The sequence below is a fragment of the Halomonas sp. BMC6 genome (assembly GCF_964204995.1).
Lineage (GTDB): Bacteria > Pseudomonadota > Gammaproteobacteria > Pseudomonadales > Halomonadaceae > Vreelandella.
Window position 1 is genome coordinate 173,842 of sequence record NZ_CAXNSH010000001.1, and the last position, 13,419, is coordinate 187,260.

The 13,419-nt window shown below is 60.5% G+C and carries 9 protein-coding genes; 7 read left to right on the plus strand and 2 right to left on the minus strand.

All coding sequences use genetic code 11. The annotated features are described in order from the left end of the window. The first annotated feature begins 209 nt into the window (after positions 1-209). From dctP to AB6K10_RS00845, 4 genes are all read left to right on the plus strand, one after another. Entirely contained in the window at positions 210-1,313 is a 1,104-nt protein-coding gene (dctP, locus tag AB6K10_RS00830) for a TRAP transporter substrate-binding protein DctP (protein ID WP_139526297.1), read from the plus strand. 77 nt (positions 1,314-1,390) lie between these two features. Next, on the plus strand, positions 1,391-1,894 hold the full coding sequence (locus AB6K10_RS00835; protein WP_159343202.1) for a TRAP transporter small permease subunit: 504 nt from the start codon (positions 1,391-1,393) through the stop codon (positions 1,892-1,894). Continuing rightward, positions 1,891-3,219: a TRAP transporter large permease subunit gene (locus tag AB6K10_RS00840; RefSeq protein WP_159343203.1), complete on the plus strand. Its 1,329-nt coding sequence runs from the start codon at positions 1,891-1,893 to the stop codon at positions 3,217-3,219. Before AB6K10_RS00835 ends, AB6K10_RS00840 begins: the two co-directional genes overlap by 4 nt. 162 nt (positions 3,220-3,381) lie before the next feature. Continuing rightward, positions 3,382-5,082 (plus strand): iron ABC transporter permease, encoded by a 1,701-nt coding sequence (locus AB6K10_RS00845; RefSeq protein ID WP_339117765.1) that lies wholly within the window; start codon positions 3,382-3,384, stop codon positions 5,080-5,082. 25 nt (positions 5,083-5,107) lie between these two features. Here the strand turns inward: AB6K10_RS00845 and AB6K10_RS00850 are convergent, their stop codons facing one another. Then, positions 5,108-6,205 carry an ABC transporter ATP-binding protein gene (locus AB6K10_RS00850; protein ID WP_339117766.1) on the minus strand — a complete coding sequence of 366 codons (1,098 nt, stop codon included), beginning with the start codon at positions 6,203-6,205 and terminating at the stop codon, positions 5,108-5,110. Positions 6,206-6,443: 238 nt separating this feature from the next. Between AB6K10_RS00850 and AB6K10_RS00855 the strand changes: the two genes are divergently transcribed. Further along, entirely contained in the window at positions 6,444-7,469 is a 1,026-nt protein-coding gene (locus tag AB6K10_RS00855; RefSeq protein WP_253017436.1) for a Fe(3+) ABC transporter substrate-binding protein, read from the plus strand. 112 nt (positions 7,470-7,581) lie between these two features. On the opposite strand, the gene polA is transcribed toward AB6K10_RS00855, so the two are convergent. After that, positions 7,582-10,347: a DNA polymerase I gene (polA, locus tag AB6K10_RS00860; RefSeq protein ID WP_339117767.1), complete on the minus strand. Its 2,766-nt coding sequence runs from the start codon at positions 10,345-10,347 to the stop codon at positions 7,582-7,584. Between the two features lie 173 nt (positions 10,348-10,520). Here polA and AB6K10_RS00865 point away from each other — a divergent pair, with 173 nt between their 5' ends. Beyond that, on the plus strand, positions 10,521-11,480 hold the full coding sequence (locus tag AB6K10_RS00865) for a homoserine kinase (RefSeq protein WP_159343208.1): 960 nt from the start codon (positions 10,521-10,523) through the stop codon (positions 11,478-11,480). After that, on the plus strand, positions 11,477-13,399 hold the full coding sequence (speA, locus tag AB6K10_RS00870; RefSeq protein WP_339117768.1) for a biosynthetic arginine decarboxylase: 1,923 nt from the start codon (positions 11,477-11,479) through the stop codon (positions 13,397-13,399). Before AB6K10_RS00865 ends, speA begins: the two co-directional genes overlap by 4 nt. Positions 13,400-13,419: the final 20 nt, after the last annotated feature.

Consider the following 13,419-nt stretch of genomic DNA (forward strand, 5'->3'; position numbering starts at 1 on the left):
CGGCTTTTTTCACATTTTCTCTGCGATGGCCGCCGCGTTAACTTCCTTGATTTACTGATATTGCGTTGCAGCGGGTGGAGTGTGCTAGCTTAGCGATGCAGCGCAGCGTTGTTTTACTTTACGTAAACGTCAGCCTGCTCGCTGTACTTTCCTGCTTTCAGGTCTCCAACACTAATAACGCTAACCGCCAAAGTACCAGGAAACATACAATGAAAAAGACCACAAAATTCGCACTCACCAGCCTTGCCGCTGGCGTCGCCTTCGCCGCCCTCACGTCTACCGCTCAAGCGCAGGAGCAGTGGACCATGACCACCACGTGGCCGGAGAACCTCGACCTGATCAAGATCGATCAGCATTGGGCCGAGCTGGTCAATCAACTGGCGGGCGATGAAGTCCAAATCAATTTCCGCGCAGGCGGCACCTTGATGCCTGGTACCGAGGTCTTCGATGCGACCGAAACCGGTGCCATTCAAGCCGCAGGCGACTGGCCCGGCTACTGGGCGGGCCTGAATCCGGCGTTTTCGCCGCTAGCCACCACCACCAGTTTGTTCAACGGTGTCGATTATCTGAACTGGATCCAACAGTGGGGTGGCTTCGAGCTCTACCAGGAGATCTACGGCCAGTACAACATGGTGTACCTGCCCTACGGCATCACCAACAACGAATCGGGTTTCATGGGCCGCACGCCCATCGAGAGCATCGCCGACCTGGAAGGCAAGCGTCTGCGTCTTTCCGGCCGTGACCAGGGCCGCGTGCTCGAAGAGCTGGGCGGCTCCCAGGTCACGCTGGCCGGTGGCGAAGTGTACCAAGCCATCGAGCGTGGGGTGATCGACGCAGGTGAGTTCTCCACCCCTGGCGTTGACTTCAATGCAGGTTTTGCCGAAGTCGCCGACTACTGGGCCACCCCCGGCTGGCACCAGTCGGCGAGCGTGTTCGGCGTCATGATCAACAAAGACGCGTGGGACGCACTCTCCGAAGAGACCCAGGCCAAACTGCGTATCGCTGCCGAAGCCACCATGGCGTGGTCACTCTCCTGGTCTGAGCGCGAGTCCACCGAAGCGACCCAGAAATTCATCGACGCGGGCGTGACCATCAATCAGTTCTCGGAAGAGGACCTGGCGCGTATCCAAGAGATCACCAACGAGGTCATCGTACGCGGTGCCTGTGAAAACCCAGACCACGCCAAGGTCTACCACTCCATGATCACCTACCTGCAAGAGTACGCCGCATGGCGTGATGTGACGGCCCCGTTCAACATGAGCCGTACCATGGACAACCTGCCCTCACTGGAAGAGATCGAAGCCTGCCTGTAAGGCACTCACTATAAAAGCGTAACACGGCCGCCCCTCCCCTTGTCGGGGCGGCCTTAGCTCAGTTGCGGAGATCTTCCATGAATGCGATTGCCAAGGCGATCGATGCGATTAACGAGCTGTTTGGCCGCATCATTGCGCCGTTAATTGCCATCATTACCCTTATCGTGCTTTACGACATCGTGTCGCGCTTTTTCTTTGGCCGCCCCAGCGACTGGGCGTTCGATGTGACGAAAATGCTGTTTGGCGCCCACTTCATGCTCATGGCCGCCTACGGGCTGCGCCATCATGCCCACGTGGAAGTCGACGTGGTGAAACGGCTGCTATCCCGCAAGAAACAGGCCGTATTGGATCTCATTGGCTACCTGGTCTTTTTCGTGCCGTTCATTTGGCTGCTGCTGACCTACGGCTGGCGCTTCTTCGAGCGCTCCTTCAGCCGTGGTGAAACGACTTACGGCATGGTCTCGATTCCCGTTTACCCGGTGAAAGGGGTGATCGTCGTGGCCGCCGCGCTGATTTTGCTGCAGGCGATTGCCATCGTCCTACGCGCCATCATGCAACTGCGTGAGGAGAAGTCCGCATGAGTGCAGAACTACTAACGCTAGTGATGTTTGGCGGACTGCTGGTGGGGCTGTTTATGGGCCATCCGCTCGCCTTTGTGCTAGGCGGTATGGCGGTCATCGGCGCGTATCTAGGCCCCGGTATCAACACTCTCGGCATCATTATCAACAACGTCTATGGCAACGCCATGGACAACTATGTGCTGGTCGCTATTCCGCTGTTCATTTTGATGGCACGCTTTCTCAACGACTCCGGCGTGACGGAGAAGATGTTCGACGCCATGCGTCTGCTGTTGGCCAACGTGCGCGGCGGCCTGGCGCTGACCGTGGTGGTGGTGTCGGTACTACTGGCGGCCACTACCGGCATCGTTGGGGCGTCCATTGCGGTCATGGGGATGATCGCGCTGGTGCCGATGCTCAAGTATGGCTACAACAAAGAGCTCAGCGCGGGCGTGATCATGGCGAGCGGCTGTCTGGGCATTCTGATTCCGCCCAGCATCATGCTGATCTTGATGGCCAGCTACTCGCCGGTGTCAGTGGGCGCGCTGTTTGCCGGGGCGCTGATTCCTGGGCTGCTCTTGGGGGTGATGTACGCGCTCTACGTGGTGCTGATTTGCTGGCTGAAACCCAGCTATGGCCCCAAAGTGCCGAAAGAGGAGCGCGCCGAGGTCAGCACCAGAGAGCTGCTGATCATGCTGGGTAAATACGTCGTACCGCCGATGTCGCTGATTCTGGGCGTACTCGGCGCCCTGTTCACCGGGATCGCCACCGCGACCGAAGCCTCGGCGATTGGTGTGTTCATCGCTTTCCTGCTGTTCCTGATCTTCGGTGACCGCAAGCTCTCGACCTGCTACAACACGCTGATCGAAGCGGGCAAAACCACCACTATGGTGATGCTGGTCCTGGTAGGCGCCACGGCGTTTACCGGCGTGTTCTCGATTGGTGGCGGCATGACGGTGATCAGCGACTTCGTGCTGGCCATGCCGGGAGGCACCTTTGGCGCGCTGCTGCTGATGCTGTTCCTGGTCTTCATTTTGGGCATGTTCCTGGATTGGACCGGTATCGTGCTGCTGAGCTTCCCGATCATGCTCCCCATCATCTCTCAGATGGGCGTGGACGTGCTGTGGTTCGTGGTGATGGTGGCCGTGGTCCTGCAAACCTCCTTCCTGACCCCACCGTTCGGCTATGCGCTGTTCTACCTGAAAGGCGTGGCGCCGCCTGGCGTCGAGATCGTCGATCTCTACAAAGCGGTGGTGCCCTTCGTGATCATCATCATCTTGGCGTGTATTTTGATGTCGATCTTCCCTGGCCTGATCACCGGGCTGCCAAGCCTGATGGTCGGTTACTGATCGCGTCATCCTCGGACGCTACGCATCCCTCCGCACCGCGGAGGGATTTTTTTTGCCTGTAGGAATGCTGGCTGCACCCTTCTAGCCCAGGTGATACTATTTGCAGCCGCTATTTTTTCGCATTGACGAGCCACGCTGCCTCTCGTCCAAGGAGTCCACGACGTGTCTACGCCTGCTCGCCGCTCACCCTCGGCTCTGCTGTCAGGTTTCGCTTCACGCTTTACGCTGTCGCTCAGCCCGTGGTCCGTTGCGCTGTTCTTGATCGCGCTGATCGTGGCGCTCCCCATCTTGGTCGTATTGGCGCATATCGTGATGCCCACCGAGGGTGTTTGGCAGCATTTGGCCAGCACGGTCCTACCCCGCTACCTCTCCAACACCTTCTGGTTAGCGCTGTGGGTAGGGCTAGGGACGCTCGTGATCGGCACCGGCACCGCCTGGCTGGTCGTCATGTGTCGCTTTCCTGGTAAGCGCCTGTTCGAGTGGGCGCTTTTGCTGCCGCTGGCCGTGCCGACGTACGTGATCGCCTACGCCTATACCGACTTTCTGCAAGTGGCCGGGCCGCTACAAAGCCTGCTGCGGGAGTGGTTCGACTGGCAGGTGGGCGATTACTACTTCCCCAACGTGCGTTCGCTGGGCGGTGCCGCTACGCTGATCACCTTCGTGCTCTACCCGTATGTCTACCTGCTGGCCCGGGCGTCGTTTTTAGAGCAGTCGGTGTGCGTACTGGATGTCGGGCGCACACTAGGACGCGGGCCCTGGCGGCTATTCAGCAGTGTGGCGCTGCCGCTGGCGCGCCCGGCGCTGGTGGGCGGCGTCTCGTTGGTGTTGATGGAAACCCTCAATGAGTTCGGCGCGGTCCAGTTCTTTGGTGTGGACACATTTACCACCGGTATTTACCGCACGTGGTTTGGCTTGGGCGAGCCGATTGCCGCGGCCCAGCTGGCCGCCTGCTTGCTTACTTTTGTGATTGCCTTTGTGCTGCTGGAGCGCTGGTCGCGAGGTAAGCGTCGCTACTTCCACACCACCAACCGCTATCAGCAGTTACCCGAATATCGGTTGCACGGCTGGCACGCCGCCGGGGCGACGCTGGCTTGCCTGCTGCCCATTACTGTTGGCTTTTTACTGCCCAGCGGCATTCTGTTGGAGATGGCGATCACCACCGGCGACAGCCTGTTTGGGACGCGCTTCATCGGCTTTGCCATGAACAGCCTGAGCCTCGCGACGGTAGCAGCGCTGATTGCCGTGGGGCTAGCGGTGCTGCTGAGTTACGGCGTGCGGCTACACGACTCCCCCAGTGCACGGCTGTTTACCCGCATCGCGGCGATGGGGTACGCCATTCCGGGGTCGGTGGTGGCCGTGGGCATTTTGATTCCATTCGCCTGGCTGGATAACGCGCTCAATACCTGGCTGCATACTCATTACGACATCATCATCGGGCTGGTCTTCAGCGGCACGGCATTCATCCTGATTTACGCTTACGTGGTGCGTTTTTTGGCGGTGTCGTTCAACGCGGTCGAGGCAAGCCTGGGGAAGGTCACCCCGAGCATGGACGCCGCCTCACGCACGCTGGGGCAAACCGCTGGGGGGACGCTGCGGCGCATTCATACGCCACTGATGCGCAGCAGCCTATTGGCTGCCGGCATTCTGGTCTTCGTGGACGTAATGAAGGAGCTGCCCGCCACGATCATCCTTCGCCCGTTCAACTTCGATACCCTGGCGGTGCGCGCCCATAGCCTGGCATCCGATGAACGTCTGGCGGAGGCCTCCACGGCCTCGTTGACCATCGTGGTAGTGGGTATTTTGCCGGTAATTCTACTCAGCTTGGCGATGCGCCGGGCGCGCCCAGGCAGCCAAGCCGAGTAAGTAGACGCCTTACAACACCAGGCGCTTAACGCGGGAAGATGAACACCTGGGAGTGGTCGAGATCGATATCGATCGGCTGACCCTCCTGGGGGAGGAAGACACCCGGCACACGGGCGTGGAGGTGTGCCTCCTGGCCATCCACGCCATGGGCGCAGAGGTGTATCAAGCTCGTGCGGCCAAGCAGTTTCGCCATCACCACGTGGCTGTGGCTATGGGCATCGGCCGGCAGGTCGCGCTCTTTGATGCGCAGCGCCTCCGGGCGAATCATCACCTGCGCGGCGCTGCCTTCGGGCAGCCAGCTCGCATCCACGTCTCCTACCGGGGTGTGTACCACACCTTCCTGAACCACGCCGTCCAACTCGTTTACCTCCCCAAAAAAGGTCACGACGAATGGATCGACCGGCGCGCAGTAAAGCTCCCGCGGCGTGCCCGTTTGGACGATCTTACCATCGCGCATCAAGGCAATGCGGTCAGCCATGAACATCGCCTCTTCAGGGTCGTGGGTGACCAGCAGCGTCGCAGACCCCAGCTTTTTCAGCACGTGCAGCGTATCGTCACGAATCCGGTCACGTAGACGGGCATCCAGGCTAGAGAAGGGCTCATCCAGCAGCATCAGTTTGGGGGTAGGCGCCAGGGCGCGGGCGAGCGCCACCCGCTGCTGCTGGCCGCCCGAGAGCATGTGAGGATAGGTCTCGGCGTAATCGGCCATGCCCAGCTGCGCTAATAGCTCCAGTGCCCGGGCGCGGCGCTGACCAGAGGGCAGATGTTTCAAACCAAAGGTGACGTTTTCCAGCACGCTCAAGTGCGGAAAAAGGGCAGAGTCTTGAAACGCCAGCCCGACATTGCGCTTCTCCGGCGGCACATGACGCTTGCCCGGGGCTGCGATGGCCTGCCCTTCTAAGCTGACGGTGCCCTCTTGAACCACTTCGAGCCCTGCGGCGATGCGCAGTAGCGTGGTTTTACCACAGCCAGACGGGCCAAGCAGGCAGACCACCTCGCCCTGGGCAATGTCGAGGTCGATGCCTTTGACGACGTGATTGGCTGCAAATGTGTGTTGCACACCGCGCAGCGACAGCGCCGATGCGGGAGCGGCCACGTCAGAAAGGGAGACTGTTGCCGTCATTCGTTCACCCATGGTTTGTTCACAACGAGTACGCAGGGACGCAGCCGTTGCAAACACGGTTGAAAGGTATTTGCATTCTATTTTCTATTGGCAAGAGATGCACGTTTGCCCGGCAATGCGCCGCGTTACAAAATAGATGCGTGTCATTATCATTTCACTTGACGCGTTCCGACCAAGGCGTTTCAATACGCTACGGCGCTAATGCAACTTATTATCATAAACATTCAGGGTATTTTTTATGAAAAAGGCACGTCTTTCGGCTTCCGTTGCCGCCATCATGGCCGGTTCCGCGTTTGCCACCAGCGCACTCGCTAACGAAGTCAACATCTACTCTGCTCGTCACTACGACTCTGACGAGATTCTCTACCAAGCGTTCACCGACGAGACGGGTATTGAAGTGAACGTACTGGAAGGCGACGCCAACCAGCTGATGGAGCGTATGCAGCGTGAAGGCGTCGCGAGCCCTGCCGACGTCATGCTGACCGTGGATGCAGGCAACCTGTGGCGCGCGGAGCAAGACGGCATTTTTCAAAGCGTAGACTCTGACGTGCTCAACGAGCGCCTGCCGGAGTCCATGCGTCACCCGGAAGGCATGTGGTTTGGCTTTAGCCAGCGCGCCCGTGTGATCTACTACAACCGCGAAAACTTCGACCCGAGTCAGATCGCCACCTACGAAGACCTGGCCGATCCGCAGTTCGAAGGCCAAGTGTGCATCCGCTCTTCCAACAACATCTACAACCAGTCCCTGCTGGCGTCGATGATCGAGCACCACGGTGAAGAGGGCGCGCAAGAGTGGGCCCAGGGCGTCGTGAACAACATGGCTCGCGACCCGGAAGGCGGTGACACCGACCAGATTCTGGGCGTTGCTAGCGGTGAGTGTAACCTCGCGGTCGGTAACCACTACTACTACGTGCGTCTGCTGCACTCTGACGATGCCGCCGAGCGTGAAGCCGCGCGTAAAGTGGGCGTGATCTTCCCCAACCAGGATGACCGCGGTACCCACGTGAACGTCGGCGGTGCTGGCTTGGTCGCCAACGCGCAAAACCCGGAAAACGGCATTCGCTTCCTGGAGTTCCTGGCCTCTGACCAAGCGCAAGAAGTGCTGGCCGAGCGCAACTACGAGTTCCCGGTGGTCGAAGGCGTGAAGAAAAACCCGGTGCTGGAGTCTTGGGGCGATTTCGCCAAAGACGACATCAACATCAGCATTCTGGGTGAGAACAACCCGGAAGCGGTACGTATCTTCGACCGCGTTAGCTGGCGTTAAGCGCGGCTTGGGCACACGCTTTTGAAGCCGGTGCTTAAGTAACGCCCTAAACACAACCCCCGCAGCGACCGCTGTGGGGGTTGTGTGTTATGGGCGAGTGCTCTCTCGTTCGTTAGTGAGCCTCATCCCAATTCGCGCCGCTTTGCGCTTCTACGATCAGCGGGACGTTGAGCGATGCCGCCGCCTGCATGCGTGTCTGCACCTGCTCGATAAAACTATCCACCTGGGCCTCGGCCACTTCGAACACCAATTCATCATGCACCTGCATGACCATCAGCGCGTCGAACTCCTCCTCCGCTAGCCACGCATCTACATCGATCATGGCCTGCTTGATGATATCCGCCGCCGTGCCCTGCATGGGCGCATTGATGGCCGTACGCTCGGCGCCTTGTCGGCGGTTGCGGTTTTGCGAGTGGATCTCCGGCAGGTAGAGCCGCCGCCCCATCACGGTTTCGACAAAGCCATCCTCCGCCGCCTGGGTACGAATACGGTCCATGTAGCGAGCCACCCCGGGGTAGCGGTCGAAGTAGCGATCAATGTAGGTCTGCGCCTGGTTGCGGTCGATGTGCAGCTGGCGGGAAAGCCCCCAGGCGCTCATGCCGTAGATCAAGCCAAAGTTGATGGCTTTCGCACTGCGGCGCTGGTCGGCAGAGACCTTGTCCAGCGAGGTGCCAAAGACTTCCGCCGCCGTCGCGGTGTGAATATCGCGCCCTTCGGCAAACGCCTCCAGCAGTCCTTTGTCCTCCGATAGATGCGCCATGATGCGCAGCTCGATCTGCGAGTAGTCCGCCGCGACGATGCGGTAGCCAGGGCGCGCCACGAACGCCTGGCGAATCTTGCGCCCCTCCTCGGTGCGGATGGGAATGTTCTGCAGATTGGGATCCGACGACGACAGCCGCCCGGTCGCCGTGACCGCCTGATGGTAGCTGGTGTGAACCCGCCCAGTCGTCTTGTTAAGCAGGCGTGGCAGCTTATCGGTGTAGGTGGATTTCAGCTTGGCTAGCCCACGGTGCTGCATGATGACTTTAGGCAGCGGGTAGTCCAGCGCCAGCTCTTCGAGTACCGCTTCCGCTGTCGACGGCGCGCCTTTCGGAGTTTTCTTGATGACCGGGATTTTCTGCTCGTCGAACAGAATTTGCCCTAACTGCTTGGGCGAGCCCAGGTTGAACTCGCGGCCCGCCAGTTCGAAAGCGTTGCTCTCTAACTCACGGATACGCTGTTCGAGCTGCTGACTCTGTTCGTGAAGGCGCTCGGCATCGAGGGCGACGCCGTTGCGCTCGATGCGTGACAGCACGTTGATCAGCGGCAGCTCAAGGCGGTCGAGCACCTCGGCCAACCGCCCTTCCCGTTCGACCTGCGGGCGCAGGGTATCTTGCAGACGCAGGGTGATGTCCACATCCTCGCAGGCGTAAGGCGCCGCCTGCTCCAGGGCGATCTGGTTGAAGGTGAGCTGCTTGGTTCCTTTGCCTGCGATCTCTTCGAAGGAAATGGTTTTCTCGCCCAGGTACTTCAACGCCAGCGAATCCATGTCGTGACGCGTGGCGGTGGAGTTGAGCACGTAGGAGGCCAGCATGGTGTCCGCAAGCGGCCCCACGACATGAATGTCCACGTTGGCGAGCACGGAGATATCGTACTTTAGGTTCTGGCCAATCTTGGTCTTGGTGGGGTCTTCCAGTAGCGGCTTCAACGCCTGAAGAACCGTATGGCGGTCCAGCTGGGTCGGGGCGTCCAGATAATCATGAGCCAACGGAATATAGGCGGCCTCGCCTGCCTCTAGGGCAATCCCAACGCCGACGATATCGGCATCCATATAGTTCAGGCTGGTGGTTTCCAGATCGAAGCAGAAGCGTTCGGCCTCGTTGAGCCGTGCGAGCCACGCCTCCAGCTCGGCCTGCTCGGTAATCACATGATCATGGCGCTCGGTCGGCGCCGTCTCCGTCGCGCTGTCGGCTGCTTCCGAGACGGGCTCGCCGCCTGCTACATCGTCCACGCCTTCGTCGTTACCTTCCAGCAGCTCGGCGAGCCACTGCTTGAACTCCATCTCTTTGTACAGCTCGACCAGCGCTTCGCGGTCTGGGTGGGCAATGTCCAAATCATCCAATCCCACCGGCAGGTCGCAGTCGGTTTTGATGGTGGCCAGCTGATAAGAGAGAAACGCCTGCTCCCGGTGCTCTTCCAGTTTTTTGGGTAGCGTTTTCGCGCCACGAAAACCAAGGGTGGTCACGCGTTCTAAATCGCCATAAATCGTGTCCAAACCGCCGCCCATACCTTGCAGCAGACCGATGGCGGTTTTTTCGCCCACCCCCGGCACGCCGGGGATGTTATCCACCTTGTCGCCCATCAGCGCGAGAAAGTCGATGATCAACGCCGGCGGCAGGCCAAACTTCTCCTCCACGCCCGCTTCATCGAGGGTTTCCTCTTTCATGGTGTTGACCAGCGTGATGTGGCCGTTCACCAGTTGGGCCATGTCTTTATCGCCGGTGGAGATCACCGCGTCACGGCCAGCCTGAGTGGCGTGGTGCGCCAACGTGCCAATCACGTCATCCGCTTCGACCCCTTCGATGCATAGCAGCGGCAGGCCGAGGGCTTTGACACAGGCGTGCAGCGGTTTGATTTGGCTGCGCAGGTCGTCTGGCATGGGCGGACGATGGGCCTTGTAGTCGCTGTACAGCTCATCGCGGAAGGTTTTACCCGGCGCGTCGAACACCACCGCCATGGGGCTATCGGGGTAGTCTTTCATCAGCCGTTTGAGCATGTTCAGTACGCCCTTCACGGCCCCGGTCGGCTGACCGTTAGAGGTCGTTAGCGGCGGCAGCGCATGAAACGCGCGGTAGAGGTACGAAGAGCCATCGACGAGCACGATTGGGGCACGGGCCATAACCAAATTCCATAGTCAGCAAAACGGTAAGGATGTCTGTTCTCTATGATACGCGTTCAGCGCCGGGGCTGCAGAAAAGAGCCGTAAAACACGAGGCGCATCGCCACACAACGCTGCCAACTCGCGCGGCAAGCCGCTACAATAATGGGCTTAGCAACCTGGGCGAGATCCTCATGGCAGTATTCACCCCGCTTAGCGACGCACAGGTCGCCGCGTTTTTGGAAAAATTTGATGTTGGCAGCTTTGTCGCGCTTCAGGGTGTGGCAGGCGGTACGGAGAATTCGACGTTTTTCGTGACCACCGACCGCCGCGAGCTGGTGCTGACCCTGTTCGAACAGGGCGAGCACGAAGAGCTGCCGTTTTTCGTGGAACTGCTCGACTACCTAGACGAGCACCGCCTGCCGGTGCCGGGCACCATTCACGACCGTGAAGGCGTTGCCCTGCACAGTTTGGCGGGCAAGCCCGCCCTGCTGTTCCCGCGCCTACCGGGCAAACACCCCAGCGCGCCCAATCTAGCTCAGTGCCAAGCGCTGGGCACGACGCTGGGGCGGCTGCATAAGGTGTCGCAACGCTTCCCTGGACACCGCCCCAATCCCCGCGACCTGCACTGGCTTCGGGCGGTCCACCACAAAGTGCTCACTTACATCAGCCCGGATGATCAAACGCTGATGAAAAACGAAGTGGACGACTACGAAAGCGCCTTCAACCAGCATGGCGCGCTGCCCCAGGGGGCGCTGCACGGCGACCTGTTCCGTGACAACACGCTGTACGAAGGCGACAGCCTCGGCGGCATCATCGATTTTTACAACGGCTGCACCGGCGACCTGCTGTTCGATCTCGCCATCGTGATCAACGACTGGGCCTCCAACGAGGATGGCTCGCTGAATGCCGAGCGCTACCATGCGATCTTGAGCGCCTACCAGGCGCGTCGTCCGCTCACCGAGACCGAGCGCACCCTTTGGCCGACCATGCTGCGGATGACGGCACTGCGTTACTGGCTGTCGCGGCTTTTGGTGGTGTATGTCGACCCGCCGGCCCACGACTTAACCCCCCATGACCCCGAACGCTTCCGCGTGATTCTCAAGGCACGCATCGCGTGGGGCGCACTTCCCATTCCAGAGGCATCTTCATGAGTGACATGGCAACGACCAGCAGCCCCGCCGTACGTGCCCGCCGCACTTGGAACATGGACCAGTGGGGCAGCGGCTACTTTGACGTCGACGACCACGGCCAAGCCCTGGTGCGTCCGCTAGGCAGCGATGCAGAAGGCCCGGCGCTGCCTATCAGCGCGCTGGTTCGCCAGCTGCAAACTGCCGGGTTGCGCTTGCCGGTACTGGTGCGCTTTAGCGATATTCTCCACGACCGCGTCGAGCAGCTCTGCGGTGCCTTCGATGCCGCCATGCAGGACGTGGACTATCAGGGCGGCTATACCGCCGTTTACCCCATCAAAGTGAACCAGCAGCGCCGCGTCGTGGAAGAGATTCTGGCGACCTCCGAGCGCGGTAATGGCCGCGTCGGCCTGGAAGCCGGTAGCAAGCCGGAGCTGCTGGCGGTGCTGGCGCTGTCGGATGGCGGCTCGTCACTGATCGTGTGCAATGGCTATAAAGATCGCGAGTACGTGCGCCTAGCACTTCTGGGCGAGAAGCTCGGCCACAAAGTGTATCTGGTGGTGGAGAAACTCTCCGAGCTGGCGCTGATTCTCGAAGAGGCCCGCGAGCTGGACGTGACGCCGCGCATTGGCCTGCGGGCACGGCTGGCCTCGGTGGGTAAAGGGAAGTGGCAGAACACCGGCGGTGAGAAGTCGAAATTCGGTCTCACCGCTAGCCAGATTTTGGAAGTGGTCGACACCCTGCGCGCCGAAGATGCCCTGGCCAGCCTGCAGCTGGTGCACTTCCACCTGGGGTCGCAAATCGCCAATATCCGCGACATTCAGCGCGGCCTGCGGGAGTGCGCGCGCTTCTATCAAAATCTGATGAGCCTGGGCGCGCCCATCGACACCGTCGACGTAGGTGGCGGCTTGGGCATCGACTACGAAGGCACTCGCTCGCGCAGCTACTGTTCGGCCAACTACTCCATGCAGGAGTACGCCCGCAACGTCGTCAGCGCCTTCTCCCAGCTCTGCCAAGAAGCCGACCTGCCCCAGCCGCACCTGATCAGCGAATCCGGCCGCTCGCTGACCGCTCACCACGCGGTGCTGATCACCAACGTGATTGGTGAAGAGCGTGTCAACGATACGCCCCCCAAGCGCGCGCCCCAAGAAGAAGACCCGCAGGTAGAAGAGCTGTGGCGGGTGTTCGAGCAGTTGGCCGATACCCAAGAACCCCGAGTGCTGGTCGAGGCGTGGCACGACCTGTTGCAAGCGGTCAGCGAGTTACACGACCGTTTCGTTCTGGGGCTGAGCAACATCAATGCCCGCGCCGAGGGCGAGCGGCTCTACATGGCCGCCTGCACGCGCCTGCGTGGTCAGTTGGATACCCGCAACCGCGCCCACCGGGAAATCATGGACGAGTTGGCCGAAAAGCTGGCGGATAAGCTGTTCGTCAACTTCTCGCTGTTCCAGTCGGTGCCGGACGTGTGGGGCATCGAACAGATTTTCCCGGTGCTCCCGCTCACCGGGCTGGACAAAGCGCCGACCCGTCGCGCGGTGATTCAAGACATCACCTGCGACTCCGATGGCCGGATCGATAGCTACGTGGATGGCCAAGGGGTGGAAAGCACCCTACCGCTGCCCGAGTGGGCCAACGAGGACGAGCGCTGGCTGGGCTTCTTCCTGGTGGGGGCGTACCAAGAGATCCTGGGTGACCTGCACAACTTGTTCGGCGACACCGATTCCGTCGATGCGGCGCTCGGCGCGGACGGCGAGTGGGTGCTCTCTAACCCGCAGGCGGGGGACACGGTAGCTAACGTGCTGGCGTACGTGAACTTCGACGCCCGCGTGTTGAAACAGAAACTCACCGAGCAGTTGGTCACCAGCGGCTTCTCCCCTGAAGAGCAGGCGCACTTTGCCGCCAGCCTGACCGAGGGCCTCGAGGGCTACACCTACCTGGAGTAACCCCACCGGCACGTCCGGCG

What these genes read in the sequence shown, in the direction of transcription:
- dctP (WP_139526297.1), top strand. Translation starts at nt 210, where the DNA reads ATGAAAAAGACCACAAAATTCGCACTCACCAGCCTTGCCGCTGGCGTC.
- AB6K10_RS00835 (WP_159343202.1), top strand. Translation starts at nt 1,391, where the DNA reads ATGAATGCGATTGCCAAGGCGATCGATGCGATTAACGAGCTGTTTGGC.
- AB6K10_RS00840 (WP_159343203.1), top strand. Translation starts at nt 1,891, where the DNA reads ATGAGTGCAGAACTACTAACGCTAGTGATGTTTGGCGGACTGCTGGTG.
- AB6K10_RS00850 (WP_339117766.1), bottom strand. Translation starts at nt 6,205, where the DNA reads ATGACGGCAACAGTCTCCCTTTCTGACGTGGCCGCTCCCGCATCGGCG.
- AB6K10_RS00855 (WP_253017436.1), top strand. Translation starts at nt 6,444, where the DNA reads ATGAAAAAGGCACGTCTTTCGGCTTCCGTTGCCGCCATCATGGCCGGT.
- polA (WP_339117767.1), bottom strand. Translation starts at nt 10,347, where the DNA reads ATGGCCCGTGCCCCAATCGTGCTCGTCGATGGCTCTTCGTACCTCTAC.
- AB6K10_RS00865 (WP_159343208.1), top strand. Translation starts at nt 10,521, where the DNA reads ATGGCAGTATTCACCCCGCTTAGCGACGCACAGGTCGCCGCGTTTTTG.
- speA (WP_339117768.1), top strand. Translation starts at nt 11,477, where the DNA reads ATGAGTGACATGGCAACGACCAGCAGCCCCGCCGTACGTGCCCGCCGC.